Here is a 23,782-nt window from a genome sequence, read left to right as displayed (position 1 = left end):
ACCTCCATGACGACCTCGACGCTGCTCGACGCACTGCACGAACAGGCGGATGAATTCATCGGCCTCCGCCGCGACATCCATCACCACCCCGAGTTGGCCTTCGACGAACACCGTACTTCCGAACTGGTGGCGACGAAGCTCAGGGAATGGGGCTACGAGGTCGAGCGCGGCCTCGGCGGCACCGGCGTCGTGGGACGTCTGCGGCGCGGCGACGGCAAGCGCCAACTCGGCCTGCGCGCCGACATGGACGCTTTGCCCATCGACGAGGCCACCGGCCTCGCCTACGCCAGCAGTCACCAGGGCGTGATGCATGCCTGCGGGCATGACGGCCACACGGCCATGCTGCTCGCGGCGGCGCACCACCTCGCGCACCGCGGGCGCTTCACCGGCACGCTCAACCTGATCTTCCAGCCCGCCGAGGAAGGCGGCGGCGGCGCGCTGCGGATGATGCAGGACGGCCTCTTCGACAAATACCCGTGCGACGCGATCTTCGCGATGCACAACATGCCCGGCGTGCCGCAGGGCCGGCTGCTGCTGCGCGAAGGCGCGGCCATGGCCTCGTCCGACTACGCCACCGTCACGCTCACCGGCATCGGCGGCCACGGCGCGCTGCCGCACCGCACCGCCGACCCCGTCGTGGCGGCGGCGAGCATCGTGATGGCGCTGCAGACCATCGTTTCGCGCAACATCGATCCGCTGCAGATGGCGGTGGTCACCGTCGGCGCGCTGCACGCCGGCAAGGCCAACAACGTGATCCCGCAGAGCGCGACCCTGGAGATCAGCGTCCGGGCACTCGATCGCGAAGTCCGCACTCGGCTGGAGCAACGTCTCAAGGCGTTGATCACCGCGCAGGCCGAGAGCTTCGGCGTCACGGCGGCGATCGACTGGCGGCCGGGCTATGCGGTGCTGGTCAACACGCCCGGGGAAACGGCCTTCGCGCGCGAAGTGGCGCTCGAGCTGGTCGGCGCCGATCGCGTCACGCTGCAGGGCCCGCCGCTGTCCGGCAGCGAGGATTTCGCCTTCATGCTCGAGAAGGTGCCCGGCAGCTACCTGCTGATCGGCAATGGCGCCGGCGAGGGAGACGGCCACGGCGCCTGCATGGTGCACAACTCCGGCTACGACTTCAACGACGCCAACGTCGCGATCGGTTCTGCCTACTGGGTGCTCCTGTCCGAGCGGTTCCTGCAAAGCTGACGACGGGTTGCCGGTGGTAGCGTCGCCGCCGCTCAGCAGTCGTAGCGGCGGTAGTTGACGTAGCAGAGTTCGCGAATCCTCTGCTTGTCGATCGCGACCCTTCGCTGCCCTTCGCTGATCCGACGTCGCTCATCCGCAGCCCGCTCGGCTTCCTTGCGCTGTTCTTCGCGTTGCTCCGCGGCAAACTTTTGCGCATCGAGGGCGCGCTGGCGGGCATCCGCACTTTGCGCACGCGACAGGGCCGCCTCGCTCTCGCGGCGGAAAGCCCGCTCCTTGGCCTGCGCGGCGTCCTCCGCCCGAGCGCGCTCCCCGGCTTCCAGTTCAGTGGCCCGCCGATTCTCGGATTCGGCAATCGCTTGCTGCCGCGCCGTCTCGAGGGCCTTGGCCGCCAATTCCTCCTGGGCGACCTGCCGGCGGTACTGGAGGAAGTACCCCCCCGCAAACAGCATGGCCACGAGCAGACCGATGATCACCAGGGCCCTGGGTGCGCCGGACTCTCGCTCGACGATCGGATGAAAGTCCGAGTGGCGTTGAATCGACTGCGCCGCGACTTGCCTGGCGAGCTTCCTGTCGTGCGCCGCGCGCGATTCCGGATCGCTCAGCACCTTGTACGCGTCCGTGACTTCGTTCAATTGGTCCGCGACCCGGGCGTCCTCCGCCATCCGCTCCCGCGTGTACGTCGAACGTGCGCGCTGATAGGCCGCCTCAACATCCTCCGGTGTGGCGTTTCCGGGGATCCCCAAGACCACATACGCTGAAATCATCGCGTCCTTCCGTCGGCACGGCCGGGCGCCCATCGCCTGGCTTTCGCGCACCCAACAACGTTAATTATTGTTACACGAAGGAACTACATTCCTTGAAAAAACTGACTTCCGCGGTCAGCAACCGAAACGACCGCTGTGCTACAGGAGATCCTTCAACGCGACGCGCAACCGGCTGATGGCCTGGCTGTGCAACTGGCACACCCGGCTCTGGCTCACTTCGAGGATCGCGCCGATCTCGCGCAGGTTCAGTTCTTCCTCGTAGTAGAGATTCAACAGCAGCTGATCGCGCTCGGGCAGCCCCGAGATCGCATCCACCAGCTGGTGGCGGAATCCGCTCTCAAGCAGTTGCTCCAGCGGGTCGTCGCTGACGCGCTGGCCCTTGCGGGCTTCCTGCGCGTGCATGTCGATGAAGGGGTTGTCCGATTCGCCTTTCGCGAAGTCCTCGACGTACAGCAACTGACAGCCCTGGATCTCCTGCAGCAGCGACTGGTAGGCCTCCAGGTCCATCTTCAGTTCCTTGGCGATCTCCCCCTCGGAGGGCGGACGGCCGAGCCGGTGTTCGAGGGCCTGGATGGCCTTCTCGACGCCACGCGCCGACTGCCGCAGGCCGCGCGATCCCCAGTCGCTGGCGCGCAGCTCGTCGAGCATCGCGCCGCGGATGCGCTGGCTGACGAAGGTCTCGAACTGCGCTCCCTTGTTGTCCTGGTAACGGCTCGACGCGTCGAGCAGGCCGATCATCCCGGCCTGGATCAGGTCGTCGAGCTCCACGCTGGCCGGCAGCCTGGCGATCATCTGGAGCGCGATGCGGCGCACCATCGGCTGGTGCTGCTCCAGCAGATGGGACTTTTCAATGGTTCCCTGGGCGGTGTACACGTTCAGTCCTTTCCGTTGTTCGGTTCTGCGGGTCATGCGGCCGCTCGCTGCGCAGGCGCGGATTGCGCGGAGGCCATCGCCATGCGAAGCGCGTGCGGCGGGCTCTCGACGGTGTGAGCGCGCTGCGGCTCGGCCGCGCGCCAGGGCCAGCGACCCATGTCGGCAGCGATGCGCCTGAAATCGACCGCAGCGGCGCTGGCAGGAAATGCCTCGACCACGGTCTCGTTCAATCGCCGGGCGTCCGCCATGTGCGGATCGGTGCGCACCCATCCGGCGGCCTGCAACGACACCGCGAGGTAGCGGCTGCCGGTGTTGGCAAGATTGGTGGTGATCCGCTGCGCTTCCTCGGCGCCCGAGACGCCGTTGACCAGGAAGCGCAGTTGCTTCAGGCCATGCGCGTAGTGCAGACGCTTGATGCCCGCATAGGCGGAGGTGATTGACGCCGCATTCGGCTGGAGCACGAGCAGCAATTCGTCCGCCGACTCCGCCAGCGGCGACAGGCGCCCTTCGCTGTCGAGCATTGCATCGACCAGCACAACGCCGTGGCACAACTGTCGCGGATCGGCGTCCACGGCCCGCTCCGCCGGTTGGCCATGCTCATCGAGCAGCAACACATCCTTCCCCTGATGGACCAGGGCCGCGCCCAGGTTCATCGCCGTCGTCGTCGCGCCGTCGCCGCGACCGATGCCGACCACGGCAACGATGCGCGTCGGCGTGTGCGACAGCAGGCGACGCAATCCGTCGGCCTGATCTGCAACCAGCTTGCTCATGCCGCGCTCCTCAATCCTGCTGCTCCAGGGCCCTGGCCTGCTGGGTCGGTGCGGTCGATTCCGTACCGAGCGCCTCCAGCAGCAGGAAGAGCTTGCTCACGCCCACGAACAGCGCATTGCCCGTGAGAGGCCGGCTGGAGCGCGCCGGGCGACCGGTCAGCTGGTTCAGCAGCATCCGCGTGCGATCGGCCCACTCGCCATTCGCATTCAGCAGGCGCCAGACGGTGGTGGTCACCTGGCCGGCGATCAGCAGGCGCTTCATCATGTCCGGATCGCCCAGCTCGCCCATGCCGCCCACGAGCTGAACGCCCTGGCGGATCAGGCGGAAGCACGGGTCCGCTTCGGCGGCCCAGGTCTGCCATTGCGCCAGTTGCCGGGCCGTGACCTGCATGTCGACGTTGGACAGCAGATAGCCCTGCGCGACGATCTTCCGGCTGCGCTCGTCCATCACGCGCGTGACGACACAACGCAGCACCGGCAGCGCGGCGTTGTCGGCGCCCGCGCGCAGGATCACCTCGGCGTGCGCCTCGCATTGCAGCGCGGGCTTGCCGCGGAACATGACGCGCTGCGTCTCGCCGAACTCGAATTCCCTGCGAGCGAGCGCGCTCGACGCACCGGTCTGCGGATCGATGACGCCGGTCGACCCCGGCGCGCGCGCCAGCCACTTCTGGCCCTGTGCCTGCCATTCGGCCATGAATTCGATGGCGGGCAGTCGCGGGAGCACATGCACCAGCGACTTGCCGAGGTCCTGCTGGCGCAGCCAATGCACCTGCCGCATGCCGGGCTTGCGCCGCGCATCGTTGCCGCCGCGCGTGGCGGCCGTGGACAGCCACTGGTTCGGCGCCGAAAGCGGCGAGCCGCTGCGGTCGGACAGCAGCAGGCTGCTTTGGCATTCGTAGGCATCGCCGCCCTCGTTCGAGCGCAGGCCGACCTGTCCGCTCAACGCAAGCACATGGTGGTCGCAGCCGGCCGCGATCTCGCTGCGGGCATGCACCATCAGGTCCTGCAGGACGGCCTTGTGGCCGATGCCTTCGTCGCCCGCGCTGCGCCAGAGGCGGCGCGCGCTCTCGAAGCCGATCTGCGCACCGGCGAGCGCACCGGCAGCGGTCGCCAGTTCTTGCGCGTCGTGCGCCATGGCGCGAATGAGGTTCTGGTACTGCATGCGAAGCCGGTCGGCCTCGGCCCGCGCCTGGACGACCTGCGCGGAGGGTGCCCCACCCGCGGGTTCGTCCTGCATGTCCACCTCGGTGGGCACGAAGAGCGGGTTGTGGCGACGCGGCTGGAAGACGCTGTCCACCAGTTGCGCGCGATCGGCCGGCATCAGGTTCTCCGGCACTTTCTGGCCGCTGGAGATGTAGTGCACCGGCAGGCGATGGCGGATCACCGTGTCGATCAGCGCACCCGGGTGCGTGGCTTCATCCACCTTGGTGAAGATGCACCCCGCGAGCTCGTTGCCGCCTCCGCCGTGGCGATAGGCATGCACCACTTCGTTGAGCGTGTCGCCGTGGCTGGTCGCGTTCAGCAGCAGGAGGCGCTTGACCGGGCGATGGCTGGTGCACAGCATCGCGATCTGGTCGGACACGGCGCGGTCGCGCTGGCTCATGCCGACCGTGTCGATGAGCACCATGTGCTTGTCGCGCAGGTCCTGCAGCACGAGGTGCAGGTCGGCCGCATCCTTCACCGCGTAGACGGGCACGTTCAGGATCTGCCCGTAGATGCGAAGTTGCTCGTAGGCGCCGATCCGGTAGCTGTCGGTGGTCACCAGCGCGAGCTTGTCGGCGCCGAAGCGCATCACGCAGCGGGCGGCGAGCTTCGCCGTCGTGGTGGTCTTGCCGACGCCGGTCGGTCCCATCAGCGCATAGACGCCGCCTTGCGCGAGCAGTGCATCCTCGTCCTCGTGGACCGGTACCGCGCGGATCAGCTCCGAGCGCGCGAAGGCCATGCCCTGCGCATAGGTCTGGCCGGTGGGCAGCTTCTCCAGCATGGCCTTGGACAGGCGTGCACTGAAGCCGGCGCCGAGCAGCGTGCGCAGCAGTCGGCCGCGGACGGGATCCTGTCGCTGCTTGTCGTTCCAGACGACGCTGGCGAGCTGCTCTTCGATCATGCCGCGCATCGAGTGCAGTTCGTTCAGGACGACATCGCTGCCTGCGCTGTCTTGCGCGGGCGGCACCACGATAGGCTTCGCCGGTGCGGCTTGCACTGCCGGTGCAACGGGTGCAGCCAAAGCAACGGGCATCGCCGGCGCGGCGGGTGCAACCGGCATCGCCGGTGCAATGGGCGCGGCTTGCACGACGGGCGTCATCGGCGCGGCGCTCTGCGTCGCCTGGTTCACATCGCCTTCGGCCATCGCCACGATCTCCACGCCGTCGGCGTGAGCGCGGTTGGTCAGCACGATGGCCTCGGCGCCCAGCGCCTCGCGAACGAGGCGAAGGGCTTCGCGGCTGGTGGCCGCGACGAATCTGCGGGCCGTGGTCCGCACGTCTGTTGTCGAAATGCTCAAACTCTTCCTCCAATGGTGGCGGTGATCTTGATGTTGCGAGAGTCAGGGATCTCCGCGTGGGAGAGCACCTTCAATTGCGGCAGGCTGCGCCGCAGGAAGCGCGACAGCAGCACGCGCAGCGCGTGCTGGACGACCAGCACGGGCGCGAGCCCCATCTGCTCCTGCCGCGCGATCGCGGCCTGTGTCTGGCGCAGCAGGCTGTCGGCGAGACCCGGCTCGATGCCGCTGCTGTTGGTCATGGCCTGCTGCAGCACGCTGTCGAGCGAGCCGTCGAGGCCGATGACCTGGAGTTCGGAGTCGCCCGGGAAGAACTGCTGCGTGATCGCGCGCCCCAGGGCCAGGCGCGTCAGCGTGGTGAGTTCCGTGGCGTCCTTGACGGTCGGCGCATGCTCGGCCATCACGTCGAGGATGGTGCGCATGTCGCGGATCGACACTTCTTCGTCGAGCAGGTTCTGCAGCACCTTGTGCAGCGTGCTCAGCGACACGATCTTCGGCACGAGATCCTCGGTCAGCTTCGGTGCCGTCTTCGCGATCTGGTCGAGCAGTTGCTGGACTTCCTGGCGGCCGAGCAGTTCGGCGGCGTGAGTCTGGATCAGGTGGTTGAGGTGCGTGGCCATCACCGTGCAGGCGTCGACCACCGTGTAGCCGTAGATCTGCGCCTGTTGACGCAGGCCGCCGTCGATCCACACTGCCGGCAGGCCGAACGCCGGGTCCTGCGTCGGCGTGCCGGGCAAGGTGCCGGAGACCTGCCCCGGGTTGATCGCCATCCACTGGTTCGGAAACGCCTCGCCGCGGCCGATCTCGACGCCCTTCAGGCTGATGACGTAGGTGTTGGGCTTGATTTCCAGGTTGTCGCGGATGTGGACCACCGGCACCAGGAAGCCGATGTCCTGCGCGATCTTCTTGCGGATGCTCTTGATGCGGCCCAGCAGTTCGCCCTGCTGCGACTGGTCCACCAACGGGATCAGGCGATAGCCGACCTCCATGCCGAGCGGGTCGACCAGCGCGATGTCGTCCCAGGTGGCCTCGGCCGCGTCGGCGGCTGGCACCGCGGCCGCTTGCGCGGCAGCCGCCTCCGCTGCCGCCGCCTGTTGCGGCTTGCGATGGAGCAGCCCGCGGCCGAGCCATGCCAGACCACCCGCGATCAGCAGGAAGGCCAGGTTCGGCATGCCGGGGATCATGCCCATCAGGCCGATGATGCCGGCGGTCAGGAAGAGCACCTGCGGGTTCGAGAAGAGCTGGCCGGTGAGCTGGCGGCCGACGTCTTCGTCGGTCGTGACGCGCGAGACGATCACACCGGCCGCCGTCGAAATCACCAGCGCCGGAATCTGCGCGACCAGGCCATCGCCGATGGCCAGCAGCGTGTAGGTCGTCCCGGCGGTCTTGAAGTCCAGCCCGTGCTGCACAACGCCGACGACCAGGCCGCCGATGATGTTGATGACCATGATGAGCAGGCCAGCCACCGCGTCGCCGCGCACGAACTTGCTGGCGCCGTCCATCGAGCCGTAGAAGTCGGCTTCCTGCGCGACTTCGGTGCGGCGCTTGCGTGCGACGTCCTCGCCGATCAGGCCGGCGTTGAGGTCGGCATCGATCGCCATCTGCTTGCCGGGCATCGCGTCGAGCATGAAGCGCGCGCCGACCTCGGCGATGCGCCCCGCGCCCTTGGTGATGACCATGAAGTTGATCAGCACAAGGATGATGAACACCATCACGCCGACCGCGAAGTTGCCGCCGACCAGGAAGTGCCCGAAGGCCTCGATCACCTTGCCCGCCGCATCCGGCCCGGTGTGGCCATGCAGCAGCACCACGCGCGTGGAGGCCACGTTGAGCGACAGGCGCAGCAGCGTCGAGAACAGCAGCACCGCGGGGAAGGCGGCGAAGTCCAGCGCCTTCATGGTGTACATGCTCACCAGCAGCACCATCACCGACATCGCGATGTTGAACGTGAACAGCAGGTCCAGCAGGAAGGGCGGCAACGGCAGCACCATCATGCTCAGGATCATGATGATGAGGATTGGCCCCGCCAGTCCCTTGAACTGGGTGCTGGAGAACAGCTGCGTCGGCGAACGCATCAGGCTTGCGAGGGAGTTCATGCGGTCTTCACGGTGTAGGCGAGCGCTTCGGGGATGGGCAGGTCCTTGGGCGTGCGCGGCTCGTCGCCGCCTTCGTCCTTCCAGCGCTTGAGCTGGTAGACCCACGCGAGCACTTCCGCCACGGCGGTGTAGAGGCCCGACGGGATCTCGTCGCCGAGACGGGTGTGCTTGTAGAGCGCACGCGTGAGCGGCGGCGCCTCGAGGATGGCGACCTTGTTGGCTTCAGCGATCTCGCGGATGCGTGCCGCCACCAGGTCGGTGCCCTTGGCGACCACGCGCGGCGCGCGCATGTCGCTGTCGACGTACTTGAGCGCCACCGCGAAGTGGGTCGGGTTCGTCACGACGATGTCGGCCTTGGGAATCTCGGCCATCATCCGGCGCTTGGCCATCGCCTGCTGCTGGCGACGGATCTGCGCCTTGATGTGCGGGTCGCCTTCGCTTTCCTTGTGCTCCTGGCGAAGATCCTCGCGCGACATGCGCAGCTTGCGGTAGTAGGTCCACAACTGCCACGGCACGTCGACCAGCGCCACCAGCAACAACGCGGCCGCGATCAATGCGCAATCGCGCCCGACGAGCATGATGGTCTGCGGCAGCGCGGCGCTGACGGGCAGCGACATGAGCTGCATCACGTTCTCGAGGTTGTTCGAGATGACCCAGTAGGCCACGCCGCCGATCAGCAACGACTTGGCCAGGGCCTTGACCAGCTCGGCCAGCGACTGCGTGGAGAACATGCGCACGATGCCGGCGAACGGATCGAGCTTGCCGAAGTTCGGCGCCACGGCCTTGCCCGAGAACAGCCAGCCGCCCAGCATCAGCGGCGCGACCACCGCGGCCACCACCATCATCGCGAACAGCGGCGCCATGGCCATGAGCGTGTGCAGGGCCATCAGCCCGGTCTGCGCGATCATGTGCGAGGGGTCGAACGCCCCGTCGCGATCGAAGTGCAGGCCGCGGCGCATCGCGGCACTCATCGTGCTGCCGAGGGACTCGGCCGTGAACCACAAGCCGCCGATGGCGGTGCCCAGCATCACCAGGGTGGTCAGCTCGCGGGAGCGGGCCACGTTGCCTTCCTCGCGAGCCTTTTCAAGGCGTCGCTCAGAGGCGGGTTCCGTTTTTTCGAGATCGCTTTCCTCAGCCATTCATGCTCCAGGAGCATCGGCGAAGGACGCCTGCTCATGACTGATTATTGGATTCGGAGGGCCGGAACAATCGATCGATCAAGACCGGTATCGCCCCCCTACTCACCCAATAGGAGCAGTTGAATCGCCTCAGAACCCCAGGCTGGCAAGCAGGTCGTCGACCTGAGACTGATCGGTCACGGCCTCGGGGTTGCCCGGCGTGACCTGCGGCCCATTCATCAGGCTGTTGCTGCTGATCTCCTGACGCTTCTCGGCCGGCGAGTTGTCGATGAGCACCTGCAGCAGTTGCGTCTCGACCTCGTTCACCACTTCCATCATCTTCTTGATGACCTGGCCCGTCAGGTCCTGGAAGTCCTGCGCCATGAGGATCTCCATCAGCTGGGAGTTGATGGCGCCGGCTTTCTCCGGAACGTCCTTCAGGTAGCCGCGCGTGTCCATCACCAGTTCGCGCGCATGGTCCAGCTCGATCGGGTTCTTGAACCATTCGTCCCAGCGCTTGCTCAGGCCCTTGGCGTCGCTGGCGAGGCCTTCCTGGAGCGGCTGCGCCACATCGATGGCGTTAAGCGCGCGATGCGCTGCGCGCTCGGTGGTCTCGGCCACGTAGTTCAGCCGGTCTCGCGCACCGGGAATGGCCTGCGCGGCCTTCTCCACCTGCTTGTCGAGGCCCAGCTCACGCATGCCTTCGCGCAATTGACGCGTCAGTTGCCCGATGCGGCCCAGCAACTGCTCGGCGGTGTTCCCGTGATCGGCGTCGGCGGGTTGTTGGCTCATGGCATCCCCCTTACTTGTTGAGCTTTTCGAAGATCTTCGTGATCTTTTCTTCGAGGGTTGCCGCGGTGAAAGGCTTGACCACATAGCCGTTCGCGCCCGCTTGCGCGGCGGCGACGATGTTTTCCTTCTTCGCTTCGGCGGTGACCATCAGCACCGGCAGCTTCGACAGCTCGGGGTCGGCACGGATGGTCTGCAGCATGGTCAGGCCGTCCATGTTGGGCATGTTCCAGTCCGACACCACGAAGCCGAAGTTGCCGCCGCGGAGTTTCTCGATGCCGGCGGCGCCATCCTCGGCCTCGTCGACGTTGAGGAACTCGAGTTCCTTCAGAAGGTTGCGCACGATGCGGCGCATGGTCGGGAAGTCGTCCACAACCAAAATCTTGATGCTCTTGTCGATCACGATATCTCTCACTCCAACAGTTCGTTTAAACCCGATTCGTACGCGCACCGAAGGTGCGCAGGTGTGCCAGCACGCGCCGGCTCATCTCTCCCAGCGGTGCCACCTCGTCGGCGGCACCGATTGCAATGGCTTCCTTCGGCATGCCGAAGACCACGCAGCTCGCTTCGTCCTGCGCCAGCGTGAAGGCGCCGGCCTTCTTCATGCGCAGCAGGCCTTCGGCCCCGTCCTTGCCCATGCCCGTGAGGATCATCCCGATCGCGTTCTTGCCCGCATGCCTGGCGGCCGAATCGAACAGCACGTCGATCGACGGTCGATGCCGGTTCACCGGCGGCTCCTGGTCAAGGTGCGCAACGTAGTTGGCCCCGCTGCGGGCGAGCGACAGGTGGAAGGCGCCGGGCGCGATGTACGCATAGCCCGGCAGCACACGCTCGCCATGCTCCGCTTCCTTGACCGTGATGCGGCAGAGGCCGTCGAGGCGCTGGGCGAAGGATTTCGTGAATCCGGCAGGCATGTGCTGCGCGATGAGCACCGCCGGGCAGTCCGGCGGCAGGGGCTGCAGAACTTCGCGGATCGCCTCGGTGCCGCCCGTGGAAGCGCCGATGATGATCAGCTTCTCCGTACTCAGCAGCGGGCTGCGCAGCAGTGCTTCGGGCGGTGCATCCGCCGAGGCCCGGGCCGCCGCGACGCTGCGCGACGGCAGCAGCCGGGCGCTGAACGCGGTGCGGATCTTGCCCGTGATGAGCTCGGTGTAGTTGAGCAGTCCGTCGCGGACGCCGAGGCGCGGCTTGGTCACGAAGTCGATGGCGCCCAGCTCCAGCGCGCGCAGCGCGATCTCGGAGCCGCGCTCGGTCAGCGACGACACCATCACCACCGGCATCGGCCGCAGGCGCATGAGCTTCTCGAGGAATTCGAGCCCATCCATGCGCGGCATCTCGACGTCGAGCGTCAGCACATCGGGGTTCGTGACCTTGATCAGGTCCCGCGCCACGATGGGATCGGCGGCGGTGCCGACCACCGTCATGTCGGGCTGGCTGTTGATGATTTCGGTCATCACGCTGCGTATCAATGCCGAATCGTCGACGCACAGCACCTTGATCTTGTTCGCGCTCACCAGCTTCCTTTGTGTTTGGCCGCTGGCATGGCGTCGCCGACAGCGCTGTGTGTCCCGTAAGGGGCAGGGGTCGAGCGCCGGGGTGTCGACAGCTTGCGCAGCAGTTCGCCCTCCTCGCGCTGGATCAGTTGCACGTCGGTCTGCCCGCGCAGCTTGCGCACCACCGCCTTGCCGCTGGCGGGCATGAAGCACACGCGGCGCGCGTGCTGGCCGCGCAGGTCCTGCGCCGCGACGCTGATGCGCTCGGCGCGCAGGTAGCGCAGCACGAAGTCCGCATTGCGGTCGCCGATGTTGAGCGTGGTCATGTTGGCCAGCACCGCGGCACCGCCGAAGACCTTGGCCTGCAGTCGCTCCCGGCGCGCGCCGGAGCGGATCATTTCCCGTACGAGCACATCCATCGCATAGGCGCCGTAGCGCATCGATTCGGTCTGGTCGCGCGCCGTGGCTTCGCCATCCTCGGGGAGCATGAAATGGTTCATGCCGGCGATGCCGTTGTCGATGTCGACGATGCAGGCCGCCACGCACGACCCCAGCACCGTGGTGAGCACGGTGTCGGTGGTCGTGACGTAGTACTCCGACGGCAGCAGCTTGACGGCCATGCTGCCCACATCGCGATCGAAGTAGTGGTGGCTGGCCACGGACCCCGGCACTGCAGCGTTCATGCGGAACCTTTGCCCGGGCTGCGCGCCAGCTCATAGACCGTGTGGCCCAGCGGCTTGAAGGTCTGGTTCACCAGGGACGCGTTCTCGGAATGACCCGCGAAGAGCAGCCCATTGGTCTTGAGCAGCGGCGCGAAGCGGTCCAGCACCTTCTTCTGCGTCGGCTTGTCGAAATAGATCATCACGTTGCGGCAGAAGATCGCGTCGACCGGCTCCTTCACCGACCAGGACGGATCGAGCAGGTTGAGCCGCGAGAACTTCACCATGGCCGCGACTTCGGGACGGATGCGCACCTTGCCGGCGTTCGAGCCTGTGCCCTTGTTGAAGAAGCGGCGCAGGCGGTCGGACGAAAGTCGGCCGGCCTGCTCCGCGGTAAACACGCCGGCCGACGCCTTCGCCAGCACCGCGGTGTCGATATCCGTCGCGATGATCTTCGCGGCGCTCGCGCGGTCGCCCAGCGCCTCGATCAGCGTGATCGCGATCGAATAGGGCTCCTCGCCGGTCGAGGCGGCCGCGCACCAGATGGTGACCGGCTGCGTCGCCTTGCGCACATGCTCGGCCAGCGCCGGGAAGTGATGGGGCTCGCGGAAGAACGAGGTCAGGTTGGTCGTCAGCGAGTTGATGAACGACTGCCATTCGTCGCCGTCCTGCCGCGACTCCAGCAGTTCGAGGTAGGTCGAGAACTCGGGCAGCCGCAATTCGCGCAGGCGACGCGACAGCCGGCTGTACACCATCTGCCGCTTCTGCTCGCCCAGGGCGATGCCGGCACGACGATGGATGAGCGTCCGGATCTTCGAGAAGTCGCCGTCGGTAAAGAGGAATTCGGAGTTCACGGCCAGGGTCGGTGCATGGCTTTCAATGTACATAGGGAGCCTCTTTTCCAATGGTTCGATCAGCGGGACAAAAGCCGTTCAAATCGCGGCCCGGCCCTCAGTCGGCCGCCTCGACAGCGCTGACTTCCTGCGACCAGACCATGGCGGAAAGGTGCGCCGCGTTCACCTGCTCGGCGCTGACGAAGAGCGACTCCGCCAGGCGCGCCGGCTCGCCGTTGCCGGTCTCGCAGGCCTCGACCAGCGCGAGGAAGGGTGCGTACACACCCTTTCGCTCCAGAATCGCCTGCTGCACCGACTCGGCGAGTTGCACCTTGGCGAGCACCTCCTGCATCGAGATGCCCAGCAGTTGATCGATGAGCGAGAACATGCCCACCACGAAGAGGTTGTCGGACTCGCTGGACGGCAGCATGCCGTGGCCCATCAGCTCGACGAAGCGGCCGCGCATGATGGCCTTCTTCATCATGAACGGCGAGGTCGCCTTGTTGCTCGTGGCCAGCAACAGCGACAGCCAGCGGAACAGCGGCGAATAACCCAGCATGGCCACCGCGTGGCGCAGCGACGTGATCTCGACGCCTGCGCCGATCGCCGGCGAGTTGATATGGCGCAGCAGGCGGTAGGTCAGCGCGGCATCGCGCTTGAGGGCCGACTCGATGGCGCGCGCGTCCTCGTTGCGCTGGAGCATGTGCATGAGCCGCACGATCAGCATCGATTCGGGCTGCAGCACGTCGGCGCCCTTCTCCAAAGGCGGCGGCGGGTGGTCGCCCTCGACGAACACATCGACGTACCGTGCAGCGCAGGCTTCGAAGTTGCGCCAGCTCTCCATGCGGCTCGCGATCAGCTGCACTGGTTCCTGCTCGGGGCGCCGGCTGTCGCGGACGCTGGCGGTCAGGTCCCTGTCGCCGCTGCCCACGTCGAAGTGGGTGATGACCTCCTGCAGTGCCGGGTCCACCGGCATCGCCTGCGCCCCGCACAGCATGAAGCCGAAGCCCTGCTCGCGAAGGAACAGCAGCATCGAGCGCGTGTCCGCGTCCATAAGGTCGTCGATCCCCATGCACAGCACCACGTTCTCCGGCGGCAACGCCTGAAGCTCGCTCTGGAACAGGGCGTCGACCGTGACGTCGAGGAACAGCACGAGCCGGCCGAGCCGCCACTTGGGCGCGTTGAGATGCTTGGAGATGCTCGAAAGCAGCGCCTTGAACTGCGCCGAGGCGTCTGCGTCCTGGCCGTCGACAGCACGCCAGGCCATCCTGTAGCCCTTGACGCGCTTCTGCGCGTCCAGCTGCAGGGCGTAGCGCACATAGCCGTTCGCGCCGCTGGGCTCCAGCAGGTCCTCTGTCGACCCGTGCGCCTCGTCCTGCAACTCGACGCGCCTGCTGCGCTCGGCTACCGCCGATTCCCCGGCCGATCCCTGGCGCTTGAAAAAATCAAACCGCATGGCAAATGTCTCCGTCTGAAGCTGGTTTCGATCACCCCGTCACTGCACGATGCATGGGGCATTGCCTGGTAGGAGGGGTTCAGGCTGCGATGGCGGCCGTCCGCGACGCGCCGGCCAGGGCCGCGCTGCTCACGGCCTGCGCGCGCTGGATGCGCGGCATGGCGCCGACGTCGATGATGAATGCCACGCTGCCGTCGCCGAGGATGGTCGCCGCCGAGATGCCGGGGACCTTGCGGTAGTTGGTCTCCAGGTTCTTCACGACGACTTGGTGCTGGCCGAGCAACTCGTCGACCAGCAACGCGAAGCGCGCATCGTCGGCCTGCACGATCACCAGGATGCCCTGCGTCGGGTTGACCTGCGCGCCCGACACGTCGAACACGCGGTGCAATTCGATGAGCGGCAGGTACTCGCCGCGCACCTTGATCACGTGCCCATCGGCGGTGATCGAGTGCAGGTGCTCAGGCAGCGGCTGCAGCGACTCGATGACGTAGCTCAGCGGCAGGATGTAGGCCTCGTTGCCGACCTTGACGGACATGCCGTTCAGGATCGCCAATGTCAGCGGCAGCACGATGCGCGTGGTAGTGCCCTGGCCGCCGCGCGACTGGATCTCCACGTGCCCGCCCATCTCCTGGATGTTGCGCTTGACGACGTCCATGCCGACGCCGCGGCCGGAGATGTCGGTGACCTGCTCCGCCGTCGAGAACCCGGGCGCGAAGATGAGCTGCCACACCTCGTCGTCGGGCATCGACTCGCTCACGTTGAGACCCTGCTGCATGGCCTTGGCAAGGATCTTCTCGCGGTTGAGGCCGGCGCCGTCGTCGCTCACCTCGATCACGATGTTGCCGCCGTGATGCTGCGCGGACAGCAGCAACTGGCCCGTGGCTTCCTTGCCCTTCGCCAGGCGGACGTCGGGCGTCTCGATGCCGTGGTCGAGGCTGTTGCGCACCAGGTGCGTGAGCGGATCGATGATGCGTTCGATGAGGCCCTTGTCGAGCTCGGTTTCCTTGCCAAAGGTGTCGAGCCGGACCTGCTTGCCGAGCTTGGCGCTGACGTCGCGGATCACGCGCGGGAAGCGGCTGAACACGTAGTCCATCGGCATCATGCGGATGGACATGACCGATTCCTGCAGGTCGCGGGCGTTGCGCTCCAGGTGGCCGAGGCCGCTCAGGAAGCGCTCGTAGACCACCGGGTCGAGCATGGTCGCGGCCTGCGTGAGCATGGACTGCGTGATGACGAGTTCGCCCACCAGGTTGATGAGCTGGTCGACCTTCTCGACGTCGACGCGGATCGAGCTCGACTCCTTCGCGCCGGGTGCCGCAGCAGCGGCGGGCGATGCGGCAGGCGACTGCGACTTGCCAGGAGCTTCCACGGGGATGGCCACCGCGGAGGCCGGCGCTGGTGCTGCCGCTGCCGGCGCGACCACCGTTTCGGCAGGCGCGGGCTCGGCGGATTCTCGCGTGATGTCGATCTGCGATTCGTCGATGACGAAGCAGCACACGGCGATGATGTCGTCCGGGTCGCAGGTCGTCTCCAGCATGATCGTCAGCTGGTCATTGCTGCGCGTGCGCGAGACGATCTTGCCGAGGTTGTCGAGTTCACCGGCGAGCAGGTCGCACTCGCTGTCCGACAGGCGCGCGAAGCGGATGCGCAGTGCGCCCTCCGCGCCAGCCGCGGCGGCCACGCGCGCAGGCGTCGCCACCACCGCCGCAGCGGGTGCGGGCGCTGGTGTGGAGGCAGTTGCGCCGTCGCCGTTCTCGAGCGCGAGTTTCTGAAGCACGGCACAGATGTGCGCGACCATCTCAGGCTCGGGTTCTTTGCCAGCCTGGTAGGCAGTGAGTTGTTCTTGCAAGGCGTCCTTCGTTTCCAAAAAGGCATCGATCATCGGAGCGCTCAGGCTCAACTGGCCATGGCGCGCCCGGTCCAAAAGGGTCTCCAGCAGGTGCGTGGTTTCGGTCAATGCGGTGAAGCCGAACGTGGCCGCGCCGCCCTTGATGGAGTGGGCCGCGCGAAAGATGGCGTTGAGCTGTTCGCTGTCCGGCGACGCGACATCGAGTTCGAGGAGCAGCTGCTCCATCTGCGCCAGAAGCTCGATCGCTTCGACAAAGAATGCTTGGGAAAACTGACTGAGGTCCATCTTTTCTCTTCCGAAGCCGGCCTGTGACGGCCGGCATTGGTCTCACGGTTACTGCGTCGACGTCGATGATTTGAATGACGTCAACTTCACGTTGCCGCCGCTGGGATTTCCGGATAGCGATGTGCCGGCCCGCGTGGTGGGCAGGGCAGCCTCGCCGCTGTTCTCGCGCTCGATGCGCTCCTGTGTCTGGCGATTGAGCAGGATGATGCTGATGCGACGATTGATCGGGTTGCGCGGTTCGGCGTTGTCCAGGTGCATGCTGTCGGCCAGTCCGACGACGCGCAGCACCTTGGTCTCCGTCATGCCGCCGACGATGAGTTCGCGCCGGGAAGCATTCGCGCGGTCGGCGGAGAGTTCCCAGTTGCCGTACGCCTTGTCGCCGTTGGTGTAGACGATCGCGTCGGTGTGGCCCGACAGCGTGATCTTGTTCGGCAGGTCGTTGAGCGTCGGCCCAAGCTCGCGCAGGATCGCGCGCATGTGCGGCACGACCTTCGCGCTGGCGAGGTCGAACATCGGGCGCTTGTCGCTGTCGACGATCTGCAGGCGCAGGCCCTCGGTCGTGATGTCGATCATGATCTGCGAGCGGAACTGCCTGAAGACCGGGCTGTTCTCGATGAGCGCGTCCAGGCGCTTCTTCATGTCGGCGAGGCGCACCGCGTCCTCCAACTCCTCGCGCTCGGCGTCGGTCAGCTTCTCCTCGCCTTCGGCCTGGATGGGGTCGGGGCCGCCGCCGGGAATCACGCTCGAACTCAGGCTGTTCTTGTCGCCGCCGTGCAGGGCGACCTTGAGAGGCATGCGGAAGTGCTCGGCAATGCCTTCGCGCTGCTTCGGCGTCGAAATGGACAAGAGCCACATCACGAGGAAGAACGCCATCATGGCCGTCATGAAGTCGGCATAGGCGATCTTCCAGCCGCCGCCATGGTGCCCGCCGCCATCTCCGGCGACACGCTTGACGATGACGCGATGCTTCTCTGCGCTCATTGAGCAACCTCCGTGCTGCGCACTGCGGTGCGAGCTTGCTTGGAGCGGTTCGGCGCTGCGCTCATGATTTCATTCCGGGCGCTCAGCGAGCCTTGACTTCCCGAACGTGGTCATCCAGTTCGGTGAAGCTGGGACGCTCGGTCGAGAAGAGCACCTTGCGGCCGAACTCCACCGCGAGTTGCGGTGCATAGCCGTTGAGGCTGGCGAGCAGCGTGACCTTGGCGCACTGGAAGACTTTCATGCCCTCTTCGACCTTCTGGTCGATCACGGTCGACAGCGGCGTCACGAAGCCATAGGCCAGCAGCACGCCCAGGAAGGTACCGACCATGGCGTGCGCGATCAGGGCGCCCATCTCCGAGGGAGGCAGGTTGGCCGAACCGAGCGCGTGGACCACACCCATCACCGCCGCCACGATGCCCAGCGCGGGCAGCGCATCGGCGACGCGCGCGAGGCTGTGCGAAGGCACTTCCGCCTCGTGCCGGATGGTCTCGATCTCGTGATCCATCAGCGCCTCGATCTCGAAGGCGTCGGTATTGCCGCTGATGACCAGGCGCAGGTAGTCGCAGAGGAATTCCATCACGCCGGCGTCGGCCATGATGCTGGGATAGCGACCGAAGATCTCGCTTTCTTCCGGCTTCTCGACGTCGGACTCCAGCTTCATCATCCCTTCCTTGCGCGCCTTGGCCAGGAGTTCGTAGAGCAGTGCCAGCAGGTCCATGTAGAGCTGGCGGTTGTGCTTGGACGAGCGCAGCAGGCGCGGGAGCTCCTTGATCGTCGCCTTGATCGTCTTGCCGTTGTTCCCGGCAATGAAGGCGCCCAGCGCGGAGCCTCCGATCATCAGCAACTCGACCGGCTGGAACAGGACGCCGAAATGACCGCCCATGAGGCCATAGCCCCCGAACACGGCACCCACAACCACAAGATATCCAACCAGCACGAGCACGCGCGTCCCCTTTGCCCTCAGGCGTCAACAAGAATCAAGAATGAAGAGCCTCAGGGGCCTCCGCCGAGGCTTACCGTCGGATCCGCCGCGAGGGCGGGACCTTCGGAAGCAACCGTGTTCACGTCGGCGCCAATGCGCTTCGGATTGCGCGCCTTGCCCGCGCGCGACGGCGGGCGGCAAAGGACGCAGACATAACCGTGTTTGTTGTCGTGCGCGTGCGCGACGAAATGGCCGCCGCAGCGCGTGCATGCGCTGAGTTGCAGCATGTCGCTGTCGAAAAAGCGCACCATCGTGTAGGCGCGCGTGAAATCCAGCACGATTTCGCCACCATGTGCCTCGATCTGTTCGACATACAGGCGGTAGCTCTTGATCAGCGCCTGGAGTTCGCTTTCGTTGGCCTCGAGCAGCATGAAGCGGTACAGGTTGTAGAACATCGACGAATGGATGTTTGCCAGCCACGTCATGTACCAGTCGGTCGAAAAAGGCAAAAGACCCTTGGGCGGCGAAACACCCTTCAATTCCTTGTAGAGACGAATCAAGCGTTCGCGGCTCAGCCCGACTTCCGCTTCGAGGAATTGCAGGCGGGCACCGAGTTCGATCAACTCGACTGCCAATTGGACTTGGCGGACTTCACCAAGAACGCTTTTCTTGGTCATGCCAGTGCGCCCGCCTCACGCGACTGGATCTGACGTGCCGCCATCAGGATGGACATGTGCGCCTGCTGCAGCGTCGTGTCTTTTCCTTCCCCGAATACCGCGAACATGGGATGGTCGTCGAGCCTGAAACTGCACAGCAGGAAATTCGATGCCGCCAATTTGACGATTTGCGTCAACGACATATTGGCCAGCAAATCGGCCAATTCACGGCCAACACCCAAACGGTACATGGCTGCCGCACGATCTTGCTTGGCGAGTTTTTGCGCCAAAAGCATATAGGCAAGATTAATGTCGCCAATCTCTTTCGAGATTTCGCCCACTGCCACATTGCCGTCAATATCATCGAGTTCCACACTGCACTCCGTTCAATTCCAAGTCTGTAGTCTAAACACAATTTTTAACAAATTTAACAATTGCCCGGAGCCCATTCCGAAAAGTGAGACATATCTGACATGGCAGTCAGAATCGTCCCACAAACGAGGTGTTTTCCGAGGGGAATGTAAGTAGATTTCATACAGAAAAAATCACCGGCTGCGTATCGTTGAATTGGCTAAAAAAGTACTCAAAACAAAGGCTGAAACACAAAGTAGTCACTTAATAAAAGACACAGTCCAATGAGTATTCATTTAAATGTGAAACACAAAGTATCAATTCAAAAATGAAGATGTGAAGTAGTTCATGCCTGTCACGCGGCCTCGGCTTCCAGCCCATGAATCCAGGCCATCAGCTCGGCCACCGCCAGGTACAGCTGCGGCGGGATCTGGCGGTCGAGATCGACCTGCATCAGCAGCTTGATCAGGTCCGGCGACTGGTGGACGTAGAGCCCGTTCTCCCTCGCCTGCCGCATGATCGATTCGGCGACCACGCCGTAGCCCTTGGCCACCACGACCGGCGCCTTGGTCTTGTCCGCATAGGACAGCGCCACTGCGCTTTGACGATCGTCCATCTCGCTGTTCATGGCCGGTCCATCGCGGTGACTTGCAGTTCCTGCAGCCGGAAGCCCGCGGCTTCCAGTCGCTGCGCCAGCGCGCCGCCGTCCGCGCGCATGCGCGTCATCGTGGACGCATCGCTGGCGGCAAGGCGCGCCTGCACGTTCGCGCCGGCCAGGCTCAGTCGGAGATCGACCGCGCCCAGTCGCGGCAAGCTCAGGGAGACCGTCGTCGACCAGCGGCGCGGGCTCTCTTCTTCCGATTCGCGGGCTTCACGGTCCGCGACCTCTTCGTGGATCGACCAGTCCATCGGCACGCCGGGCCAGGCCTGACCGCTCCAGCGGAAGACAGCGGTTGCCAAGAGGTCCAGTTGCTGATGGACGAGGGTCATCGCCTGCGGATGAACCACCTCGGCGGGTTGAGCGGGTGTTGCGGCGCTCGATGCGATGGCGGCGCTGGCGTGGCGAACGGCCGCCACTTCTTCCGGCCGATGGGCCAAGAGGTGCTCGGCTGTCGATGGCGCTTCGCCCCGGCGGTACGCGGCTTGCACGCGTGCGGCATCGGGCGGCAGATCCGAATCGGTCGCGGGACGCGCAACACCCGGTGCGGGCATCGGATCGCTGGAGTCCGGGGCGGCTTGCGTGCCGCGCGGAGCCACGGGCGTGGTCGTCGCAGTCGCCACCTCGGCCGTCTGCCCATCGGCCCCGAGGACCGCCACGCCTTGCGCAGCCACTGCAGGCAACACATCCTTCGCGGCGACCGACACCGGCACTTCGACGGACGCGACGGCAGCCGCCATCGCCTGAGCCGCCGCGGGCGCCGCCCAGCGCGCCTGCGGTTCCTGCGCCAGTTGCGCCAGGGTGCGTGTGCCGCTTGCGAACTCGACCAGGTGCGACTCGTAGAAAAGCCCGCTGTCGGACACCGTCTGCGCCAATGCGCCTGCCAGAGCGGCCGTCGACGCAGGCTGGGGTGATGGCCACGTCGGCGCAGTGCCCCGCACCGGACCCGCGTCCCCATGAAGATTGGCCAGCACCGCACTGATGACACGCGCCGCCACCGACAGATCGGCCTCCGAAGGCTGCCGCGCACCCGAGGGCAGCGGGGCGGCCGAAGACCCGACCGGAACCAGCCGGTCGAGCGCGGCGTTGGACGGCAGGCGAACGTCGTTGACGACCTTCTGCACCTGCGACACCGGTCCGGGCGCATTGATCTCCGTCTCGCCCTTGATGGCGAGCACGTCCAGCCGCGGCGAGATCTTCGCGGCGAGCAGGGTATCGATCAATCCGGACAGTCCACTCATGGCGATTCCGTGTGCTTCAGTGCTGCGGCCCGTAGGCGCGGCCGAGGCTGCGCTGCTGGCTCAGCATGGTCATGCGTGCGATCAATTGCTCGATCTGCGGCTTGACCAGTCCGCAGATCTCTTCCTGGTCGGCGCGAATGGCCTCGATCAGGCGTCGTGTTTCCTCGAACTGCACCGGGTCCAGCGTCTCGAGCGGCTGAAGCACCCTCAACCGGTCGACGATCGCCGCGCATTGGGCTTCCAGTTCGGGGAGTCGTCCCCATTCCTTCGCACGTGCCAGCTCGGCCATGAACGCAACGCGCGAGGCGAGTTGACCGTAGCAGTGAACGACTTCGCTCGTGACCGCCATGTTGTCCCTTTTGGTTTTCGTGTTCATTTCGCGTGCGAGTCAGTCGCGCGCGGCGTTGGCGTCGATCTCGCGCCAGGCTGAAGCGATGTTGTCGAGAAGGCCATCGGCTTCGTCGAGCGCCTGCACGTCGTTGCGCAGGTTGGCGACCAGAAGCCTCTGGATGATGTAGTCGTAGAGCGCCGACAGGTTGGCCACGAGCGCTTCGCCCGCAGGGCCGGCTGCCTTCGCATCGAGGCTGGCCTTCAGGCCGCTGTCGACGATGCCGATGGCCTTGGAGATCGCATGGCCCTTGGCCGCGATCTCACCCGCCGCGATGTGATGCCGCGCCATGCCGATCGCCGTCATGGCGCCGTCGAACAGCATGCAGATGAGCTGGTGCGGCGAAGCGCTCATCGCGCTCGTTTCCACGCCCACGCGCGCATACGCGCCGGCGCCGGTCCTGAAGTTGTGAGGTGTGTACATCGCCTGCTCCGCGCGTCGGGGTTACTTGCTGCTGCTCATCGCATCGAACTGCTGCGTGAGGTACTTCATGGTGTTGTTCATGTTGCTCACCAGCAGGTCGAGTTGCGTGAACTGCGCGCGGTAGCGGTCGACCGTGGCCGTCACGTGGTCCTGCATCTTGTTGTACTGGTCGCTGAGCTGGTCCAGCGTCTTGTTCACGCCATCGGTCGCGACTTTCAACGCGCCGCCGGTGGAGGTGAGGTCGTCGACCAGCTTGCTGATCTGCTTGCCGTAGCCGCCGGTGCTGCCGGGTGCGCTGGAGAACAGGTTGGCGACGCCCTCAAGGTCGGTGGTTGCGGCGGTATGCAGCTTGGTTGCATCGACCGACAGCGTGCCGTCCTTCTGGAACCCGACACCGATTTCCGTCAGCACCTTCTTGGCGTTCACATCGGTGCTCTGCGGCGCGGTAAGGGCCTGGCGTACGCGGGTCAGCAGGTTGCGCAGCGTCGAGTCGCCGCTGAGGGCGGCGCCCGTCTTCGCATCCGCGTCGTAGGCCGTGAGCGTCGCGGCCGTGCTCTGCAGCGCGTTGTAAGCCTTGACGAAATCATTCACAGCCGTCTCGACCGAACTCGTGTCGGCCGACGCCACCATGCTGGTGGTGCCCGTCTTGAGCAAGTTCAGTGTCGTTCCCTGGATGGCCTCCTTGACGGTGTTGGTCGGGCTTGTGACCGCGATGCCGTTGACCGTGAGCTTGGCGTTCTGTCCCGCCAGGGTCTGCTGCAGGTTCTGGGTACCGGCCGGGTCGTTGCCCAGCAGGTTCTGCAGGGCCGCATCGCCGGTGACGCCGATGCGCATGCTCGACGCCTCGCCCGTCGTCGAAGACACCAGGACGAGCCGGTTGGGCGTGCCGCTGCCGTCGTTCACGATGGTCGCCTTCACACCGGCCTTGGCGCCGTTGATCGCGTCGCGGATGCCCTCGAGCGTGTTGTTGCTCGAGTCGATGTCGATCTTCACGGCCGTGCGGGCGGGGTCCGCCGTGAAGCTGGAGCCCGTGTACTTGCCGGTGACCGGGTCCAGCGCGCCACCGGAGATGGTGCCGAGATCGATGGTGAGCGTGCCGTTGCCGATGGCCGTCTTCGCACTGGCTTGGCCCGCGGCCACCATCGACTGCGCCTGCGCAAGCTGGGCCACGTTGATGGAATAGCTGCCAGCTGCGGCCGTGGTGTCGGTCGACGCGGACAGGACATCCGTCGACGCGACAGTGGTCTTCACATTCTGGAAGAAAGCGGGCGACGACAGCTTGTTGGCCGCGGTCTGCAGCGTGGAGAGTGCGCTGCTGATCTGGCCGTAGGCGGTCAGCTTGCTCGTGAAGCTGGTGGCGCGCGTCTGGATGTCCTTCAGCGGCAGGCTTTCCGCCGTCTGGAGCTGCGTGAGCAGTGTGCTGAGGTCGAGGTTGGAGCCGACGCCCAAGCTGCTGATCGATGCCATCTTGATTCTTTCTTTTTCG

General features: G+C 65.7%; 23 protein-coding genes. 1 reads left to right on the top strand and 22 read right to left on the bottom strand.

The window, feature by feature from the left end; all coding sequences use genetic code 11:
- Nucleotides 1–6: 6 nt before the first annotated feature.
- Nucleotides 7–1,194: a M20 aminoacylase family protein gene (locus tag AC1D3B_RS17105; protein WP_478191854.1), complete on the top strand. Its 1,188-nt coding sequence runs from the start codon at nt 7–9 to the stop codon at nt 1,192–1,194.
- A gap of 32 nt (nt 1,195–1,226) precedes the next feature.
- On the opposite strand, the gene AC1D3B_RS17100 is transcribed toward AC1D3B_RS17105, so the two are convergent.
- The 22 genes from AC1D3B_RS17100 to fliD all read right to left on the bottom strand — a co-directional run bounded on the left by AC1D3B_RS17100 (nt 1,227) and on the right by fliD (nt 23,763).
- On the bottom strand, nt 1,227–2,009 hold the full coding sequence (locus AC1D3B_RS17100) for a DnaJ domain-containing protein (protein ID WP_478191853.1): 783 nt from the start codon (nt 2,007–2,009) through the stop codon (nt 1,227–1,229).
- 87 nt (nt 2,010–2,096) lie between these two features.
- Nucleotides 2,097–2,867: an RNA polymerase sigma factor FliA gene (locus AC1D3B_RS17095; protein ID WP_478191852.1), complete on the bottom strand. Its 771-nt coding sequence runs from the start codon at nt 2,865–2,867 to the stop codon at nt 2,097–2,099.
- Nucleotides 2,864–3,601: a MinD/ParA family ATP-binding protein gene (locus tag AC1D3B_RS17090; protein WP_478191851.1), complete on the bottom strand. Its 738-nt coding sequence runs from the start codon at nt 3,599–3,601 to the stop codon at nt 2,864–2,866. The genes AC1D3B_RS17095 and AC1D3B_RS17090 overlap by 4 nt, the downstream gene beginning before the upstream one ends.
- A gap of 10 nt (nt 3,602–3,611) precedes the next feature.
- Nucleotides 3,612–6,101, bottom strand: a complete 2,490-nt coding sequence (flhF, locus tag AC1D3B_RS17085) for a flagellar biosynthesis protein FlhF (RefSeq protein ID WP_478191850.1) — start codon at nt 6,099–6,101, stop codon at nt 3,612–3,614.
- Nucleotides 6,098–8,194: a flagellar biosynthesis protein FlhA gene (gene flhA / locus AC1D3B_RS17080; RefSeq protein WP_478191849.1), complete on the bottom strand. Its 2,097-nt coding sequence runs from the start codon at nt 8,192–8,194 to the stop codon at nt 6,098–6,100. The genes flhF and flhA overlap by 4 nt, the downstream gene beginning before the upstream one ends.
- Nucleotides 8,191–9,333 carry a flagellar biosynthesis protein FlhB gene (gene flhB / locus AC1D3B_RS17075; RefSeq protein ID WP_478191848.1) on the bottom strand — a complete coding sequence of 381 codons (1,143 nt, stop codon included), beginning with the start codon at nt 9,331–9,333 and terminating at the stop codon, nt 8,191–8,193. Before flhB ends, flhA begins: the two co-directional genes overlap by 4 nt.
- Nucleotides 9,334–9,462: 129 nt before the next feature.
- Entirely contained in the window at nt 9,463–10,104 is a 642-nt protein-coding gene (cheZ, locus tag AC1D3B_RS17070; RefSeq protein ID WP_478191847.1) for a protein phosphatase CheZ, read from the bottom strand.
- Nucleotides 10,105–10,114: 10 nt separating this feature from the next.
- Nucleotides 10,115–10,501: a chemotaxis response regulator CheY gene (gene cheY, locus AC1D3B_RS17065; protein WP_286664515.1), complete on the bottom strand. Its 387-nt coding sequence runs from the start codon at nt 10,499–10,501 to the stop codon at nt 10,115–10,117.
- Between the two features lie 28 nt (nt 10,502–10,529).
- Entirely contained in the window at nt 10,530–11,555 is a 1,026-nt protein-coding gene (locus tag AC1D3B_RS17060) for a protein-glutamate methylesterase/protein-glutamine glutaminase (RefSeq protein ID WP_478192074.1), read from the bottom strand.
- Nucleotides 11,556–11,611: 56 nt separating this feature from the next.
- Nucleotides 11,612–12,277, bottom strand: a complete 666-nt coding sequence (gene cheD, locus AC1D3B_RS17055) for a chemoreceptor glutamine deamidase CheD (protein ID WP_478191846.1) — start codon at nt 12,275–12,277, stop codon at nt 11,612–11,614.
- Entirely contained in the window at nt 12,274–13,140 is an 867-nt protein-coding gene (locus tag AC1D3B_RS17050) for a CheR family methyltransferase (protein ID WP_478191845.1), read from the bottom strand. The genes cheD and AC1D3B_RS17050 overlap by 4 nt, the downstream gene beginning before the upstream one ends.
- A 64-nt stretch (nt 13,141–13,204) precedes the next feature.
- Nucleotides 13,205–14,542, bottom strand: a complete 1,338-nt coding sequence (locus AC1D3B_RS17045) for an EAL and HDOD domain-containing protein (protein WP_478191844.1) — start codon at nt 14,540–14,542, stop codon at nt 13,205–13,207.
- A gap of 79 nt (nt 14,543–14,621) precedes the next feature.
- Nucleotides 14,622–16,676 carry a chemotaxis protein CheA gene (cheA, locus tag AC1D3B_RS17040; protein ID WP_478191843.1) on the bottom strand — a complete coding sequence of 685 codons (2,055 nt, stop codon included), beginning with the start codon at nt 16,674–16,676 and terminating at the stop codon, nt 14,622–14,624.
- A gap of 48 nt (nt 16,677–16,724) precedes the next feature.
- Complete coding sequence (motB, locus tag AC1D3B_RS17035; protein WP_478191842.1) at nt 16,725–17,657, bottom strand: flagellar motor protein MotB; 933 nt, start codon at nt 17,655–17,657, stop codon at nt 16,725–16,727.
- An 82-nt stretch (nt 17,658–17,739) separates the two neighbouring features.
- Nucleotides 17,740–18,600 (bottom strand): flagellar motor stator protein MotA, encoded by an 861-nt coding sequence (motA, locus tag AC1D3B_RS17030; protein WP_478191841.1) that lies wholly within the window; start codon nt 18,598–18,600, stop codon nt 17,740–17,742.
- Between the two features lie 50 nt (nt 18,601–18,650).
- Nucleotides 18,651–19,256, bottom strand: coding sequence for a flagellar transcriptional regulator FlhC (gene flhC / locus AC1D3B_RS17025; RefSeq protein WP_478191840.1), 606 nt, complete (start codon nt 19,254–19,256; stop codon nt 18,651–18,653).
- Nucleotides 19,253–19,609, bottom strand: coding sequence for a flagellar transcriptional regulator FlhD (flhD, locus tag AC1D3B_RS17020; protein WP_478191839.1), 357 nt, complete (start codon nt 19,607–19,609; stop codon nt 19,253–19,255). Before flhD ends, flhC begins: the two co-directional genes overlap by 4 nt.
- A gap of 332 nt (nt 19,610–19,941) precedes the next feature.
- On the bottom strand, nt 19,942–20,214 hold the full coding sequence (locus AC1D3B_RS17015) for an EscU/YscU/HrcU family type III secretion system export apparatus switch protein (protein WP_478191838.1): 273 nt from the start codon (nt 20,212–20,214) through the stop codon (nt 19,942–19,944).
- Nucleotides 20,211–21,485: a flagellar hook-length control protein FliK gene (fliK, locus tag AC1D3B_RS17010; RefSeq protein WP_478191837.1), complete on the bottom strand. Its 1,275-nt coding sequence runs from the start codon at nt 21,483–21,485 to the stop codon at nt 20,211–20,213. Before fliK ends, AC1D3B_RS17015 begins: the two co-directional genes overlap by 4 nt.
- A 16-nt stretch (nt 21,486–21,501) precedes the next feature.
- A complete protein-coding gene (locus AC1D3B_RS17005; RefSeq protein ID WP_478191836.1) occupies nt 21,502–21,861 on the bottom strand; it encodes a flagellar protein FliT in 360 nt (119 codons plus the stop codon).
- Between the two features lie 12 nt (nt 21,862–21,873).
- Nucleotides 21,874–22,296 (bottom strand): flagellar export chaperone FliS, encoded by a 423-nt coding sequence (fliS, locus tag AC1D3B_RS17000; protein ID WP_478191835.1) that lies wholly within the window; start codon nt 22,294–22,296, stop codon nt 21,874–21,876.
- A gap of 21 nt (nt 22,297–22,317) precedes the next feature.
- On the bottom strand, nt 22,318–23,763 hold the full coding sequence (fliD, locus tag AC1D3B_RS16995) for a flagellar filament capping protein FliD (RefSeq protein WP_478191834.1): 1,446 nt from the start codon (nt 23,761–23,763) through the stop codon (nt 22,318–22,320).
- Nucleotides 23,764–23,782: the final 19 nt, after the last annotated feature.

This window comes from Variovorax sp. P5_A3 (assembly GCF_056400665.1).
Note: the sequence above shows the minus strand (reverse complement) of the source record. Positions and strands in the feature narration are given on the sequence as shown.